At 68.2% G+C, this 14,377-nt stretch carries 17 protein-coding genes; 9 read left to right on the plus strand and 8 right to left on the minus strand.

Annotated elements, in window-relative coordinates; genetic code table 11:
- From ACLBW1_RS00005 to ACLBW1_RS00020, 4 genes are all read right to left on the minus strand, one after another.
- A partial coding sequence (locus tag ACLBW1_RS00005; RefSeq protein ID WP_447811083.1) for a CsbD family protein occupies positions 1-141 on the minus strand: 141 nt, incomplete at its 3' end.
- Positions 142-238: 97 nt separating this feature from the next.
- The gene (locus ACLBW1_RS00010; protein WP_447809318.1) at positions 239-1,087 is read right to left on the minus strand and encodes an ANTAR domain-containing protein; all 849 of its coding nucleotides are present in this window, start codon (positions 1,085-1,087) and stop codon (positions 239-241) included.
- Positions 1,084-1,593, minus strand: a complete 510-nt coding sequence (locus ACLBW1_RS00015) for a hypothetical protein (protein WP_447809319.1) — start codon at positions 1,591-1,593, stop codon at positions 1,084-1,086. The genes ACLBW1_RS00010 and ACLBW1_RS00015 overlap by 4 nt, the downstream gene beginning before the upstream one ends.
- A complete protein-coding gene (locus tag ACLBW1_RS00020) occupies positions 1,590-2,156 on the minus strand; it encodes an RNA polymerase sigma factor (protein WP_447809320.1) in 567 nt (188 codons plus the stop codon). The genes ACLBW1_RS00015 and ACLBW1_RS00020 overlap by 4 nt, the downstream gene beginning before the upstream one ends.
- Positions 2,157-2,365: 209 nt before the next feature.
- Between ACLBW1_RS00020 and ACLBW1_RS00025 the strand changes: the two genes are divergently transcribed.
- A complete protein-coding gene (locus tag ACLBW1_RS00025) occupies positions 2,366-2,638 on the plus strand; it encodes a hypothetical protein (RefSeq protein ID WP_447809321.1) in 273 nt (90 codons plus the stop codon).
- Positions 2,639-2,672: 34 nt separating this feature from the next.
- Here ACLBW1_RS00025 and ACLBW1_RS00030 read toward each other — a convergent pair whose 3' ends face one another.
- From ACLBW1_RS00030 to ACLBW1_RS00040, 3 genes are all read right to left on the minus strand, one after another.
- Positions 2,673-3,845, minus strand: a complete 1,173-nt coding sequence (locus ACLBW1_RS00030; RefSeq protein WP_447809322.1) for an RNA polymerase sigma factor — start codon at positions 3,843-3,845, stop codon at positions 2,673-2,675.
- Positions 3,846-3,874: 29 nt separating this feature from the next.
- The gene (locus tag ACLBW1_RS00035) at positions 3,875-4,282 is read right to left on the minus strand and encodes a YciI family protein (RefSeq protein ID WP_447811084.1); all 408 of its coding nucleotides are present in this window, start codon (positions 4,280-4,282) and stop codon (positions 3,875-3,877) included.
- A 120-nt stretch (positions 4,283-4,402) separates the two neighbouring features.
- A complete protein-coding gene (locus ACLBW1_RS00040) occupies positions 4,403-4,669 on the minus strand; it encodes a YrhK family protein (protein ID WP_447809323.1) in 267 nt (88 codons plus the stop codon).
- A gap of 136 nt (positions 4,670-4,805) precedes the next feature.
- Between ACLBW1_RS00040 and ACLBW1_RS00045 the strand changes: the two genes are divergently transcribed.
- The 3 genes from ACLBW1_RS00045 (at position 4,806) to ACLBW1_RS00055 (ending at position 8,792) form a co-directional block, all read left to right on the plus strand.
- Positions 4,806-6,038, plus strand: a complete 1,233-nt coding sequence (locus ACLBW1_RS00045; RefSeq protein ID WP_447809324.1) for a multidrug effflux MFS transporter — start codon at positions 4,806-4,808, stop codon at positions 6,036-6,038.
- A 297-nt stretch (positions 6,039-6,335) separates the two neighbouring features.
- Complete coding sequence (locus ACLBW1_RS00050; protein ID WP_447809325.1) at positions 6,336-7,910, plus strand: DUF222 domain-containing protein; 1,575 nt, start codon at positions 6,336-6,338, stop codon at positions 7,908-7,910.
- A gap of 87 nt (positions 7,911-7,997) precedes the next feature.
- Positions 7,998-8,792, plus strand: coding sequence for a UbiA family prenyltransferase (locus ACLBW1_RS00055; protein ID WP_447809326.1), 795 nt, complete (start codon positions 7,998-8,000; stop codon positions 8,790-8,792).
- Here the strand turns inward: ACLBW1_RS00055 and ACLBW1_RS00060 are convergent.
- Positions 8,782-9,312: a TetR/AcrR family transcriptional regulator gene (locus ACLBW1_RS00060; RefSeq protein WP_447809327.1), complete on the minus strand. Its 531-nt coding sequence runs from the start codon at positions 9,310-9,312 to the stop codon at positions 8,782-8,784. The genes ACLBW1_RS00055 and ACLBW1_RS00060 overlap by 11 nt on opposite strands.
- An 82-nt stretch (positions 9,313-9,394) precedes the next feature.
- Between ACLBW1_RS00060 and ACLBW1_RS00065 the strand changes: the two genes are divergently transcribed.
- The 5 genes from ACLBW1_RS00065 (at position 9,395) to ACLBW1_RS00085 (ending at position 14,289) form a co-directional block, all read left to right on the plus strand.
- Entirely contained in the window at positions 9,395-10,321 is a 927-nt protein-coding gene (locus ACLBW1_RS00065; RefSeq protein ID WP_447809329.1) for an alpha/beta hydrolase, read from the plus strand.
- A 302-nt stretch (positions 10,322-10,623) separates the two neighbouring features.
- Entirely contained in the window at positions 10,624-11,274 is a 651-nt protein-coding gene (locus ACLBW1_RS00070) for an ABC transporter permease (RefSeq protein ID WP_447809331.1), read from the plus strand.
- Positions 11,271-12,515, plus strand: coding sequence for an ATP-binding cassette domain-containing protein (locus ACLBW1_RS00075; RefSeq protein WP_447809332.1), 1,245 nt, complete (start codon positions 11,271-11,273; stop codon positions 12,513-12,515). The genes ACLBW1_RS00070 and ACLBW1_RS00075 overlap by 4 nt, the downstream gene beginning before the upstream one ends.
- Positions 12,512-13,249: an ABC transporter permease gene (locus ACLBW1_RS00080; protein WP_447809333.1), complete on the plus strand. Its 738-nt coding sequence runs from the start codon at positions 12,512-12,514 to the stop codon at positions 13,247-13,249. Before ACLBW1_RS00075 ends, ACLBW1_RS00080 begins: the two co-directional genes overlap by 4 nt.
- A gap of 32 nt (positions 13,250-13,281) precedes the next feature.
- The gene (locus ACLBW1_RS00085) at positions 13,282-14,289 is read left to right on the plus strand and encodes a glycine betaine ABC transporter substrate-binding protein (protein ID WP_447811085.1); all 1,008 of its coding nucleotides are present in this window, start codon (positions 13,282-13,284) and stop codon (positions 14,287-14,289) included.
- Positions 14,290-14,377 lie beyond the last annotated feature (88 nt).

The following is a 14,377-nucleotide window of genomic DNA, read 5'->3' on the forward strand; positions in this document are numbered from 1 at the left end:
GACCTTCTTCACGCCGGCCGAACCCTGGTCCTTCTTGCCCTCGGCCTCGAGATCCTTGTTGTCGGTGACGTCACCGACGACCTCCTTGGCCTTGCCGATGGCGTCTTCGGCGGCGTTCTTTGCCTTGTCAACGATTCCCATAGCAGTTCCTCTTTCATCTGGAAGGCCCCGGTTGGGGTCACAAAGAGGTAGTCGGGACCGACACGGCGATGTGCACGCGCGATTTATGTGAAGTGAATCACACGGTATCGCCGACGTCGGGTACCGAGGCGTCACCGGCGATCATCTCGGCAGCGATGTCGCGGACCCGGCGGTTGGTGTTCTGCGACTGTGCGCGCAGCATCGCGAACGCCTGCTCGGCGCTCACCCCGTGGCGGCCCATGATCATGCCCTTGGCCTGTTCGATCGGCGCGCGGGAATCCAGCGCCGCGCGCAGTGCGTCGGCGACCTCGACCGCGGACTTGAAGCGTGCGAAATCACCGATGGCACGCGACACCGTCGTGGTCAGCAGTTCGATGATGTCGGCGTCGACGGTGTCGAAGGCCGCGGCCGCCTCGCCGTAGAGGTTCAGGGCGCCGAGCGGCTGGTCCGGCGCCAGCAGGGCTGCGGCGAGGAAGGAGTGGATGTCCTCCTGCGCGGCGGCCGCCGCGAACTCCGGCCACCGTTGGTTGCCCGCGTCGACGTCGACGAGCACCGTCTCCCCCGTGCGCGCCGCGTGCAGGCACGGCCCGTCCCCGGAGTCGTACTGCTCCTGATCGACGCGCAGGGTCCGCGAATCGGTGTGCACCGCGGTGTAGGTGCGGCCCCCGAGGGCGATGGTGATGCTGGTGCAGGTGGCGCCGTCGATCGCCTCGTGCGCCACGTCGACGACGCGCTGCAACAGCACCACCAGGTCGTCGGTGTCGGTGATGCTGCCGCCGAGGGCCACGAGCATCGCGGCGAGTGTCGCCGGTGTCGCGTCGGAGGCCGCGACGACGGTGGCGACCTCGACCGCCTCCTCGGTGGCGCCGTCCGGTGTCGCCGCGAGCAACGACGTGCTCGTCCGCGGATCCGACACCGGGTCGTCGCCGGTGATCTGCGTCGTCATCGCGGATCCTCCCCGCTGGGCAGGGCGTCGGAGCGGCGCGCCTGCACATCCTTGGTATCTCGCACCTGTACCTCGACCGACTGCGTCAGCACCGCGTGTCGGGCTTCGCCCAGCACGTCGCGGACCACATCGAGGACGAGCCGCCGGACCCGTGCGACGAGCGCGTCGAGGTCGGTGGGATCAGGTTCGTCGAGGCCGACGCGCACGCCGGTCAGGCGGTCACCCTCGATGTCGAGGTCGACCACCGACGGTCGGTGGGCGTCACGGCGCAGCGCTCGGGCGAGGACTGCGCGCAACGCGTGTTCGCGGACGGTGAGGTCGCCGACGGGGCGTGTCTCGGAGGCGCCGAGCGACAGCAGCCGCCCGCCGCGCGTGCTGGCCCGTACCCGCTCCAGGACGCTGTCGGCGACGGAGTCCCATCCCGCCTGGGCCCGGTCGCGTAGGTCCGCGACGAGCTGCCGGTATGCGAGGTCGTCGTCCTCCGACGGTGACCGTGAAGCCTTCATCGCCAACTCTCCATCGACTCGCGCAGCGCAGTGCGGGCGCGGACGTAGTGCCCGCGGGCAGCCGGGGACGCGACACCGATCACCTCGCCGATGTCGCCGAACGGCATCTGTTCGACCTCGCGGAGGACCCAGGCCGCGCGTTGGCGAGGTGGCAGCACCGACAACTCCTTCTCGAGCGCGTCGACGAACGCTTCCCCCGTGGTCGCCGTGAGCGGCAGTCCCAGCGTCGACGGACCACCGAGATCGAGGATGTCATCGCCGACGGGGATCGGCGACCGTTTGCGGTATGCGTCGATGATCTTGCGTGAGCAGATCGAGAACAACCACGTCTGCACCGAGCTGTCGTGGCGGAAGTGATCGAGTCCGCGCCATGCGGCGACGAACGAATCCTGCACCACCTCCTGCACGGTGCATTCGTCGGACAACATCCGACGCGCGTAGCCGTGCAGGCGGGGCCCGAAGCGGTCGACGAGCCGGTCGAAGGCGTCGCGGTCGCCGAGTCGGGCACGGTCGACCAGTTCACGGTCGGTCAGGACAACAGCGTCCTGGTCGTCTCCCCACACAGAAAAACCCCTTCACAGCTATGGCTCCGCTCGAGAAGCCATCACATGGAAGAGGCAGCTCAACAATAGGTTGTTCGACACCGCCGTGTCGGGAGGGGGCTCAACCGAACGTGGTGTGTGTCACACCACGTGGGCATTCGAAGGCGAGGACAGTGGACGTCTGTACCCATGTCGGGCGATTCCGACATCACTTCCGAGGAGGCCCGACCATGAGCCAGGACGACGGTCGCACCGATCCCGCGTGGGTCGATGCCGTGCTCGCCGTCCCCGAGGTGGTGGCCGTCGTCGCCGATCCCGACGCTCCGCGTGCAGACGCCGGTTCACGTGCGGCGGGCGCCGACACGGGCGAGGCGACACATGTCCACGTGACGGTCACCGACGCCGGCGATCCGTCGACCACCGCGCAGAACGTGCAGGACGCCGCCCATCGGGTGACGGGCGGACGGGTCGACGTGACGATCGAGGAGATCCTCGAGCGCTGATCGCCTCGAGGTGACGGAGGGTGGGACCGGTCCGTCAGCGAGCTCGGGTCACCGCATGTAGCCGCGCGGCCTGACGGGTCAGGTGATCACGCTCGAGCAGGTTCGACGCCTGCGTCGCAGCGCGGGCATACAGCTCCGCCGCGGCCACCGGATCGCCCGCCCGTTCGTGGAGATGGGCGGACACCGCCGTGTGCCGGGGCAATTCCGGATCGATGTCTGCCAGTGCGGCCAGCCCGGCGGCGCCACCGTCGGCCTCACCGACGGCCACCGCACGGTTGAGCCGCGCCACGGGGCTGTCGGTGATGGCGATCAGCTCGTCGTACCACTCGACGATCTGCACCCAGTCCGTCTGCTCCGCCGAGGGTGCGTCGGCGTGCAGTGCCGCGATCGCCGCCTGAGCCTGATACTCGCCCAGCCGATCTCGAGCCAACACGCCCTGCAACAGCGATACCCCCTCGGCGATGAATGCTGTGTCCCAACGACTTCGGTCCTGCTCGGCCAGCACGACCAACGACCCGTCCGATGCATACCGCGCCGGGCGCCGCGCGTGGTGCAGGAGCATGAGCGCCAGCAACCCGACGACCTCCTCGTGGTCGGTCAGCGCGACGAGCGCACGGGTGAGCCGGATGGCCTCGGCGGCGAGATCGACGTCGCCCGAGTACCCCTCGTTGAACACCAGATAGAGGACCCGCAGCACGGTCGCCACATCGCCCGGTGCGTCGAACCGGACTCCCGCGATCGTCCGCTTGGCCCGGCTGATGCGTTGCGCCATGGTCGCTTCCGGCACCAGATAGGCCTCGGCGATCTGCCGTGTGGTGAGTCCGCCGACCGCACGCAAGGTCAGCGCCACCGCCGACGCCGGCGTGAGGGACGGGTGCGCACACAGCAGATACAGCGCGAGCGTGTCGTCGGTGGACGGGACCGGCCCCGCCTCCGGCTCCTCGTCGACACGCTCTTCGCGCAGTCGCCGCGACGAGTCGGCCCGCGCTGCGTCGACGAATTTGCGCCACGCCACCGTGACCAGCCAGCCGCGCGGCTCGCGTGGCGGATCGTGCGGCCAGACGCGCAGCGCCTCGAGCAGCGCGTCCTGGACGGCGTCCTCGGCGCGGGCGAAGTCGGCACCGCGACCGACGACGACCTCGATCACCCCCGGAATCAGGGATCGGATCAGGTCGGCGTCGACCGCGGCAGGTTCACCGGCAGGCATGCGTCGCTCCGTGACAGCCGTCAGGGTGATCACTCCGTGATCGCCGGGGGCTCGGTGAGGAACGGTCGCACCTCGAGCCACTCGTGGATCGGTTCGCTGCCTCGACCGGGGGCCGCCGAGAGTTCGCCGGCGAGTTCCACGGCACGGTCCCAGTTCTCGACATCGATGATCATCCAGCCCGCGATCAGGTCCTTGGTCTCCGCGAACGGCCCGTCGGTGACCGGCGGCCTGCCCTCACCGTCGTAACGGACCCACGCGCCCTCAGGCGCCAGAGCCTGACCGTCGACGAACTCGCCTGTGCCCTCGAGTCGGTCAGCGAAGTCGCGCATGTACTGCATGTGCGCCGAGATCTCGTCCTCGGTCCACTGGTCCATGGGCACGTCGTTCCGCGGGGCCGGGGCGCCACGGTAGTGCTTGAGCAGCAGGTACTTCGCCATGATGTTCTCCTCCATGCGGTGCGGCCCATTCTGGCCGCTCTCGACACGGGGACGGAACCGATCGACGGTTCTCGACATCGCCACGGAAAAACTTTCTCGGGTTCGTCGGCGGGCGCCGGGTCAGTAGTCGTTCGAGGTGTCGACGGCGGGCCGCTCGGGGCTCAGTCGTTGCAGGTGAACGCGGCGCGCAAGCCGGATCACGGGACGGATCAGCAATTCGACACTGCCGGCGAGGAACAGCCACGTTCCCGCGTAGGTGGTGGATTCGCCGAAGAACAGAATGCTGCCGACGATGAACCAGATCGCCACGAGGATGTCGTTGACGATGCTGACGACCTCCCAGCGCTGGCGGATGACGAGTTCTTCATGGCCGATGGTGAAGGTCACTTCGTTGTTCATGTGCTCATCCTGCAGCGACGTCCCGGGCCGCCGTGGCCCCTCCGGGGCCCTCCTCGTGACATCCGGTTCAACAGATGTTGAGATTGGCGTGGTAGGCATGTCGAGAACCGAACAGGAGATACCGATGACGACCACGTCCCGTTCCGGGGCTCGCGCCGACGACGCCCGAGGCGACCGCGCTCCGATCGGCACCCTGCTGCTGATCGTGCTGGCACTGCTCTCGGCGATCGCACCGATCGCCACCGACCTCTATCTGCCCGCGTTCCCGACAATGACCGGCGACCTGTCGACCGGCGCCACCGCCGTGCAACTCACGCTGACCGCCTTCCTCGTCGGCGTCGCGGCGGGGCAACTCGTGTTCGGGCCGCTGTCGGACCGGGTCGGACGCCTGCGCCCACTGCTCGGGGGTGCGGTGATCTGTGTGGTCGCGAGCGCACTGGCCGCGCTCGCACCGTCGATCGAACTGCTCATCGCCGCGCGCTTCGTCCAGGGACTGGCCGGCGCTGCGGGGATGGTGATCGGACGCGCCATCATCAGCGACCTCGCCGTCGGCCCCGCTGCAGCCCGCGCGTTCAGCATCATGACCCTCGTGACCGGCGTCGCGCCGATCCTCGCCCCGTTCGTGGGCAGCCTCCTCGTGGGCAGCATCGGATGGCGCGGGGTCCTGTGGGTGGTGTTCACATTGACTGCACTGATGCTCGTCGCGGTCGTCGCGGTGGTGCGCGAGACCCACACACCCGAGCGACGCGCAAAGGCGAGAACCGAGCGCGCGCACAACGGTTCGGCAACAAAGGATGTGCTGTCGCGATCATTCCTGGGCAACACTCTCGCCTACGGATTCGGTTTCGCGGTGATGATGGCCTACATCGCCGCATCGCCGTTCCTCTATCAGGTGATGTTGGGGATGAGCGAGATCGCCTACGGGGTGTCGTTCGGCGCCAACGCAGCCGGACTGGTCGTCGTCGGCAGCATTGCGGCACGCCTGGCCGTGAGCCGCTCGATCCGGGGGATGCTGGGACTCGGACTGTCGGTGGTCGGCGTCGCGACCGCGGCCTTGCTCGTCCTCGTCGTCGCAGGGACACCACACTGGCTCATCCCGATCCCCATCTTCGTCGCCGTGTCCGGTCTCGGGCTCGTACTCGGGAACGCGACAGCGCTGGCCCTGCAGGCGGTCCCGCGCGTATCGGGCTCGGGGTCAGCACTGTTAGGCGCCTTGCAGTTCGGGCTCGGGGCCGCGGTCTCGCCCCTGGTCAGCCTGGGCGGCGAGAACGATCCGCTCCCCCTCGCGGTCGTGATGGTCACCTGCGCACTGATCGCCCTGCTGGCCTTCGCGGTGGCGGGCCGACGATCAGGCTGACCCGCACCGCCGAGCGCAGACTGGCGTAGTGCTCGGGTGATCAGATCTCGGTTTCCGAGCAGCACCCGTTCGCGGGCGGCCGATCGTCCTGCTCTTGTCGATCCTCGTCGGTAGGTCGCCGTCCGTCCGATCCGGCTTTCGCCCAGCTACCGAGTCGGTGATGCGTGTCTACGGGGTGGACGTCGAGATCGCTTGGCGAACAGACCGTTAGAGCCCCGGCAACCCTCACTGCACCGGGAGCACCAGTAGGTCAGCAAGCACCACCAGTTGTCATACCCCGCCTCTACACTGATGCACATGGTCGACGGGGGTTGGGCTGGGGTGGATGCGGGGTCGGTGGGGTTGCTCACCGACCACGTCGACGCGCCGGTAAACTCGTTGTTGGGCAACATGGTTCACGCCGCCGCCGGACAGGCCTACCTGGAGTGGACCCGCTACCGTGACGCCGGGGAACTCCACCGACAACTGGTGGTACCCGAGGAGACATCGGACCGGCGGACATTCGATGCGTCGATGCAGTGCGCGGCCCGGATCGCCCTGACCCATTCGATGTCGCAGGGCGCCGCCGAACGGTTGGTCGACACCGCAGTCGCGTTGCGGGATCGCCTACCGAAAGTGGCCGCGTGTTTGCGGGATGGGCGTCTCTCGCCGCGGTATGTGCGGACGATCGTCGAACGCACCGACCTCCTCCTCGACCGTGATGCGCAGGACACCGTCGACACCGAGATCGCGGCAGCGCTCCGCAGGCGGGGGTCGTGGTCACCGTCACGGATCCGGGACATGGTCGACCGCAGCGTCTACCGGGTAGATCCCGATGCCGTCCGGGCCCGCCGTAAAGCGGCGGTGGATGCGCGTGGGTTCTGGACTGAACGTCTCGAGGACGGCATGGCCCGGGTGGAGGCCACCAGCACGGCGGAGAAGGCCATTCAGATCTCCCGACGCGTAGACGCGCTCGCCCGTGCGGTCTGCAAGAACGATGATCGGTCGTTGGCCGCACGGAAGTCCGATGCCCACTTCTGTCTGATCATGGGTGTGGCGTGGGAATGCCACTGCGGCGATGACTCCTGCGATGCGCCGACAGTGCCCGACCCGGATGCGCCTGCGGTGCGGGAGGTCCCCGGCACCGGCAGCAACATGACCTTGCACGTCATCTGCGATCTCGAGACCGTTGCCGGGGATGGGCAGACACCGTGTTTCCTCGACGGGTACGGCGTCATCTCCCCTGCCCACCTCGACGAGTTGCTTCACGAGCCCGGGGTGTCGGTGAAGCCGATCGGGCATCTCGATGACCCGATCGCCCCACATACCCCCGGCAACCCGCATCGGCCGTCGACGGCGTTGGACACCGTTGTGCGGGCCCGATCCCTGTACTGCGACGTCGGGGGCTGCGACCGGGCGGCGTGGGTCTGCGACATCGACCACACCCGCGAATACGACCACGACCACCCCGAACACGGCGGACAGACGTGCCCAGGGAACACCGGGTCGAAGTGCCGGTTTCACCACAACCTGAAAACCCACACCGCGTTCCTCGACGACCAAACCATCAGTCGGGATGGGCGTACCGAGAGGGTGATCATCACCCCCGAAGGCCTCACCATCGACGGGCCCGCGTTCAGCGGCGACGACCTGTTCCCGGCGTTGAAAGACATCCAGTTCACCGCCCCCGAAAACGCACCCCCAGCCACCCACCCCGACAACCCAGAACCTGCACCCACCAGACGCCGCCCACGCCTGGCAGACAAACACGCCCGCCGACAGACAGAACGCGAACACAACCGCCGCACCCGCGAAGCCCAAGCCCAAGCCCAAGCCGAAGCCCAGGAACAGGCAGCCCGCGAGGCGGAGGACGACGAACCACCACCGTTCTGACAAAGCCCGCCGTGGCGGGCGCCGGGGGTTACCGTCGGGCGATGACACCGGCCCGCCCGCGCGATCGTCGCGGATGGTGAACCGCCGATGGTGAATGCCGTCGCGCTGGCGCGCGCCGGACACCTGACCCCCGCGGTGGCGGTCACCGCGCTGTCCACGGTTCTCGCGGCCACCGGCGACGTCGCACCGGTCGTCGTGGTCGCACTCGCGATCGCCGTGTTCAGTGGGCAACTGGTGGTGGGGTGGACCAATGATCTGATCGATCGCGACACCGACATCGCCGTGCACCGCACCGACAAGCCGCTCGTCGTCGGCACCGTCACCCGTCGGACGGTCGTGACCGCAACGGTCATCGCCGCCGGCGTGTCCGTCGTGGCGTCGCTGCTGTGCGGTGTCGCGGCGGGAACGGTGCATCTCGTGGCCGGGGTCGGCGCGGCCCTCGCCTACAACCTCGGGGTCAAGCGGACCCTGTTCTCCTGGGTTCCCTACCTGGTCGCGTTCGGATCGGTGCCGATCGCGGTGGGTCTGGCATCTCGATCCGGTGACCTGCCACCGGCCTGGGTGGTGGCCATGGCCGCCCTGCTCGGCGTCGGCGCCCACCTGCTCAACGTGTTCCCCGATCTCGAGGACGACGCCGCGTCCGGTATCGCCGGCCTGCCGCATCGTCTGGGCCACAACAGGATTCCCACGATTGCGGCCGCACTCCTCGTGGGGGCGACCGTGATCGGGGTCGTGGCCACCGACCGCGGGGTGTGGCAGTGGGTGGTTTTCGGCGTCGTCGTGGTGGTCGCCGCGGTGTGCACCCGCGGCCCGGGTCGGACGCCGTTCTACGCCACGATGCTGATCGCCGGGATCGATCTCACGCTCATCGTCATCGGCTGACCATGCGCGACACCAACAGGTCGACGATCGCGCGTCGTTCGGCCTCGTCGCCGGGATGGGTGAGCAGACCCTCGACCACGAACGCGATGATCGCGCTCGCCGCCTCGGCGTCGTCGGCCGGAAGGTCGGCCCGCGTCAAGGCGTCGGCGAGGTCGTGGAACGCGGTGTGCCACTCGTCGATCACCGGCGACGACGCACGCCGCGAATGGACGGTGTCGACGAGAGCATGCATCGACGACAGCTCGTTCACCGCGAACAGGATCTTCTCCGACAACGGCTCCGCGGCCACCACCTCGTAGCGGGACAACGCTTCGGCCAACAGCTGCTCGAGCACGGCGACCAGGAGGTGGTCCTTGTCGGCGAAGTACCAGTAGACGGTGTTCGTGGTGACCCCGGCCTCGGCCGCGATCCGGCTGACCGCGGTGACCTCGTAGCCGTCGGCGACAAACAACGTCCGCGCAGCAGCGACGATCTCTTCACGCTTCTCCGCCCGGGCGCGGGGACGGCGGTTGGCGGGCACCCGGCGAGACTACTTGATCGGCGTTCAAGAAACCGTTACCTTTCCTTGAACTGCACTCAAGAACCTACCGAGAGGCGACACCGTGCCCACCGAGATCGACTACACCCGCGTCGAGGAGACGTTCGTCTCGGCGGGCGTGACCTGCGCGGCCACCGTCTACCGTCCGAGCACCGCGACGCCGGAGAAGCCCTCGCCGGTGGTCGTGATGGCCCACGGGTTCGGTGGGGTGCGGGCCCTGCGGCTACCGGCATACGCCGAGGTGTTCGCCTCCGCCGGCTACGTCGTGATGCTGTTCGATTACCGCTACTTCGGCGACAGCGAGGGAGAACCACGACAGCTCCTCGACGTCGCATCGCAGCTCGCCGACTGGCGCGCAGCCATCGCCTTCGCGCGCACGATCGACGTCGCCGACCCCGACACCGTCGTCGCGTGGGGCACCTCGTTCGCCGGCGGTCACGTGATCACCACGGCCGGTTCCGGCGAGCGTCTGGCGGCGATCATCGCTCAGGTCCCCCACGTGAGCGGCCCGGCCGCGGTGCGTGCCACGGGGATCCGACGGGCCCTGCGTATCGCACCGAGCGCACTGGCCGACACGGTCGCCGCTCTCCTGCACCGTCCGCCGCGCTACGTCGCGTCGATCGGCCCGGAGGGCTCTTCCGCGGTGATGTCCACGCCGGGTGCAGAGCAGGCGTTCGAGCGTCTCGTCACCGAGTCGGGGTTGCGCCGCGGCGACCACGCGGAGACCGTCGCCGCCCGGATCGCCCTGCGCATCGGCCTCTACTCGCCGGTTCGGTCGGCATCGGGTGTCCGGTGCCCGGCACTCATCCAGGTGGCCCGGGGTGACACGATCGCGCCCGCCGCCGCGGCGACGAAGGCCGCCCGCGCGATCCCCGACGCCACGGTGCTGTCCTACGACGGCGGTCATTTCGACCCCTACGTCGAGCCGCTGTTCCCGTCCGTCGTCGCCGACCAGCTCGCATTCCTGCGTGCCGTGGTGCCTGTCGAATAGGCGACCGCGGCGAGCGAGCACTGCTATGTTCGGAACTGCTGAAGCCCCCGGCACCCGCGCACAACGGATTTCGAGTCTGCGTGATCGAAATCCTTGACCTGCGAGGACGCGCACCGATCACCGCTGGTGACGACACCGGCCGGCGAACACCACACGGCCCGCGCCTCCACGGGATGGCGTGCAAGCGCCCCCGCGGACCCCGGGGTGTCGGTTAACGTAGCGCAACTCGCCCACGGCACCCCACCGACGTCCGTCGATCCCTACTCGGACGCGGAAAGCGCTGCGGTCGCACGAACGATGGGATGCCAGTGGATCTTTGGGGATACCTACGAGGCCGGGGCGAGCTGCTCACCTTCCTCACGTATCAACACGCGTCGCTCGCGTTGCAGACCCTGGTGGTCGGCTCCGTGATCGCCGTCGTGGTCGCGGTACTCGTCTACCGCCTGCCTTTCGTCTCCGCCCTCACCCTCACCACCAGTCGCGTGGCGCTCACGATCCCGTCGCTGGCGCTGCTCGCACTGCTGATCGTCCCGTTGGGCCTCGGTGTGCTGCCGTCGTTCTTCATGTTGGCGTTCTTCGCCGCGCTGCCCGTCATCGGCAACGCCATCGTGGGCCTGCGGTCGGTGCCGGAGACGGTGATCGAGTCGGCACAGGGAATCGGGTTGTCGCGCTGGCGGATCCTGTTCACCGTCGAACTGCCCATCGCGTGGCCGATCATCCTCATCGGCATCCGCGTGTCCACCCAGATGATCGTCGGCGTCGCCGCGATCGTCGCCTACGTCCTCGGTCCGGGACTCGGATCGTTGATCTTCAACGGCCTGGCCAGACTCGGAGGCGCCAACGCCCTCGAGATGGCCCTCACCGGAACGGTTCTCATCGTCGTCATCGCCCTGGTGTTCGACGCCCTGCTGGTGCTGCTCGGGCGCCTCACGATCGCAAAGGGACTTTCATGACGACCACTTCACCCAGCGACGTCCCGCCGCGGACCGCGGCCGACACCGACTCGTCGCGCACGGTCACCGGAGTGCCGATCCGCCTCGACGGAGTGGTGAAGCAGTACCGCGGCACCGCGACACCGGCGGTGAAGAAGCTCGATCTCGAGATCGCCGCGGGCGACATCGTCGCGTTCGTGGGCCCGTCGGGCTGCGGCAAGACCACGACGCTGAAGATGATCAACCGGCTCATCGAACCGACCGCCGGGCGCATCCTGCTCGACGGGCGCGACGTGACCGGCGAGAACCCCGACAAGCTCCGCCAGTCGATCGGCTACGTCATCCAGTCCGGTGGTCTCTTCCCGCACTGGTCGGTCAAGAAGAACATCGGCGCGCTGCCGCGGGTGCTCGGATGGGACAAGAAGCGGATCGCCGAACGCACCGACTACCTGCTCGACCTCGTCGGTCTCGACGCCGACGTCTTCGCCGATCGTCTGCCCAAGGACATGTCCGGCGGCCAGCAGCAGCGTGTGGGCGTCGCCCGCGCCCTCGCCGCCGACCCACCGGTGTTGTTGATGGACGAGCCGTTCGGCGCCGTCGACCCCATCACCCGGGTTCGCCTGCAGGACAGCCTCATCGCGATCCAACACGAACTGGGCAAGACCATCGCCATCGTCACCCACGACTTCGAGGAGGCGACCAAACTCGGCGACAAGGTGTGCATCTTCTCCGAGGGCGGCCACATCGAGCAGTACGCGACACCCGAGGAGATCCTCGCCAGCCCGGCGACACCGTTCGTCGAGGAGTTCGTCGGTTCCGGCGCCACCCTCGCCCACCTCACCCTCTCGCGGGTCCGCGACGTGCCGCACAACCCGGTGCTGCGGGCCCGGGTCGGGCAGTCGGCGCAGGAGGTCGTGAACCAGGCGCGCGCCGAGGGCCACACCTGGGTGGTCGTCGTCAACGAGGACGGCACCCCGCGCTCGTGGCCCTCGATCGATGAACTCCTCACCAAGGAGGTCGTCTCCGACTACGTCGACAACCGCCTGCCGGTCGTCGCCCGATCGGCGACCCTCAACGACGCGCTCGACTCGATGCTCGCAGCCAGCCAGGGCGGCGTCCTCGTCACCGACGGTCGAGGCGCCGTGCAGGGAACGCTCACCATCGCGGTGGTGATGGACGTGATCCGCAACCAGCTCGCCGACGCCCGCGCGGACACCGACACCGACACCTACGCCGACCACCAGGACGGCGCGGCGTCGTGAAGCGCCTGCGCCGCATCCCGACCGACGTCTGGTTCGAGCCGCTCATCATCATCGTGGTGCTGATCGGCTACATCATCTGGTACCGGTCGACCACGTTCAGCACCACCGAGCAGGCCTCACTCGCCTGGTCGACGCTGAAGTCGACGATCCTCGACCACATCGAGCTGACCCTCATCTCCACAGCCTGGGTCGTGGTGATCGCCATCCCGCTGGGCATCCTGCTCACCCGCGAGAAGGCCAGGCGCGTCAGCCCGTTCGTGGTGAACATCGCCAACATCGGCCAGGCCGCACCCGCCGTCGGGCTCATCGTGCTGTTCACCTTCTGGCTGGGTACCGGGTTCCGCACCGCAGTCCTCGGGCTCGTGGTGTACGCGATCCTGCCGATCCTGCAGAACACGATCATCGGACTTCGCCAGGTCGATCAACGCACCATCGAGGCCTCGCGCGGTATCGGGTACTCGGGGCTGCGCACGCTCGTGCAGGTGGAACTGCCGCTCGCCGTGCCGGTGATCCTCAACGGTGTCCGCACCGCGCTGGTGATCCTGGTGGGCACCGCGACACTGAGCACGTTCATCGGCGCCCCCAGTCTCGGCACCCTCATCACCACGGGCGTCACCCTCTTCCTGCCGAAACTGCTCATATCCGGGGCCATCCTGGTCGGACTCCTGGCCATGACGATCGATTGGCTCGGCCGCCTCGTCGAGCTGGTCGCGACACCACGAGGACTCGCATGACCCCGAACAGCCCGATGTCCCCGAACGGCTCGATGACACAGCGCACATCCCGGGTCGTCAAACCGCGCAGGCGTTTCCGTGCCGTGTTCGCCGTTCTGGCGGCGACGCTCCTCACGGTCACCGGCTGCGGCCTGGTCAGTTCGTCGGGGACGTTCACCACCGGGAGCCTCCCCGACGGCGCGAAGCCGCTCGAAGGCGCGAAACTCACCGTGACCTCGAAGAGTTTCACCGAGGGCGTTCTGCTCGGCAAGATCACCGCATCGTATCTGTCGTCGGCGGGCGCGAAGGTCACCGACCTCACCGGCGCCCCGGGTTCGGCGTCGTCGCGGCAGGCGCAGCTCAACGGCGACGCCGACATCCTGTGGGAGTACACCGGAACCGGGTGGGTCACCTACCACAACCAGACCGAGACCATCGCCGACCCGACCCTGCTGTGGGAGAAGGTCCGCGACATCGAGAAGTCGACCAACGACCTGGTGTGGTTGCCGCCGTCGAACTTCAACGACACCTACGCGTTCGCGGCCTCGGGTCCGACCGCGCAGCGCCTCAAGGTGACGTCGTTGTCGGAGGTCGCGGCATTGCCGGTGGCCGACCGCACCTTCTGCGTCGACGACGAGTTCTTCAGCCGCTCCGATGGATTCCTGCCGATGCTCAAGAAGTACGGGATCCCCTACGGCACCCCCGACGGTGTCCCCGCGGGCAACGTCACGCGCATGGACGCCGGGGTCATCTACACCTCGACCGCCAAGAGCGCGCCGTGCAATTTCGGTGAGGTCTACACCACCGACGGCCGCGTAAAGAACCTCGACCTGACCGTGCTCACCGACGACCGGAAGTTCTTCCTGCCCTACAGCGGAACCGCGGTGGTGCGCGCGTCGATCAACCAGGAGTACCCGCAGCTGGCCCCGTTGATCGCCAACATCTCGAAGCGGCTCACCGACGATCTCATGCAGGACCTCAACGGTCGCGTCGACATCGACGGCCAGGATCCCGCCGACGTCGCCTGGGAATGGCTGAAGAGCGCGAAGCTGGTGAACTGACCGAGCTCGGTGGGCTGACCGAGCTGGGTGGACTGACACAGACGGGCGCCGGACGCTGTACGCGTCCGACGCCCGTCTGGCGTGAGAG

Source organism: Williamsia sp. M5A3_1d (assembly GCF_053345315.1).

What these genes read in the sequence shown, in the direction of transcription:
- ACLBW1_RS00010 (WP_447809318.1), bottom strand. Translation starts at nt 1,087, where the DNA reads ATGACGACGCAGATCACCGGCGACGACCCGGTGTCGGATCCGCGGACG.
- ACLBW1_RS00015 (WP_447809319.1), bottom strand. Translation starts at nt 1,593, where the DNA reads ATGAAGGCTTCACGGTCACCGTCGGAGGACGACGACCTCGCATACCGG.
- ACLBW1_RS00025 (WP_447809321.1), top strand. Translation starts at nt 2,366, where the DNA reads ATGAGCCAGGACGACGGTCGCACCGATCCCGCGTGGGTCGATGCCGTG.
- ACLBW1_RS00030 (WP_447809322.1), bottom strand. Translation starts at nt 3,845, where the DNA reads ATGCCTGCCGGTGAACCTGCCGCGGTCGACGCCGACCTGATCCGATCC.
- ACLBW1_RS00035 (WP_447811084.1), bottom strand. Translation starts at nt 4,282, where the DNA reads ATGGCGAAGTACCTGCTGCTCAAGCACTACCGTGGCGCCCCGGCCCCG.
- ACLBW1_RS00045 (WP_447809324.1), top strand. Translation starts at nt 4,806, where the DNA reads ATGACGACCACGTCCCGTTCCGGGGCTCGCGCCGACGACGCCCGAGGC.
- ACLBW1_RS00050 (WP_447809325.1), top strand. Translation starts at nt 6,336, where the DNA reads ATGGTCGACGGGGGTTGGGCTGGGGTGGATGCGGGGTCGGTGGGGTTG.
- ACLBW1_RS00055 (WP_447809326.1), top strand. Translation starts at nt 7,998, where the DNA reads ATGGTGAATGCCGTCGCGCTGGCGCGCGCCGGACACCTGACCCCCGCG.
- ACLBW1_RS00070 (WP_447809331.1), top strand. Translation starts at nt 10,624, where the DNA reads ATGCCAGTGGATCTTTGGGGATACCTACGAGGCCGGGGCGAGCTGCTC.
- ACLBW1_RS00075 (WP_447809332.1), top strand. Translation starts at nt 11,271, where the DNA reads ATGACGACCACTTCACCCAGCGACGTCCCGCCGCGGACCGCGGCCGAC.
- ACLBW1_RS00085 (WP_447811085.1), top strand. Translation starts at nt 13,282, where the DNA reads ATGACACAGCGCACATCCCGGGTCGTCAAACCGCGCAGGCGTTTCCGT.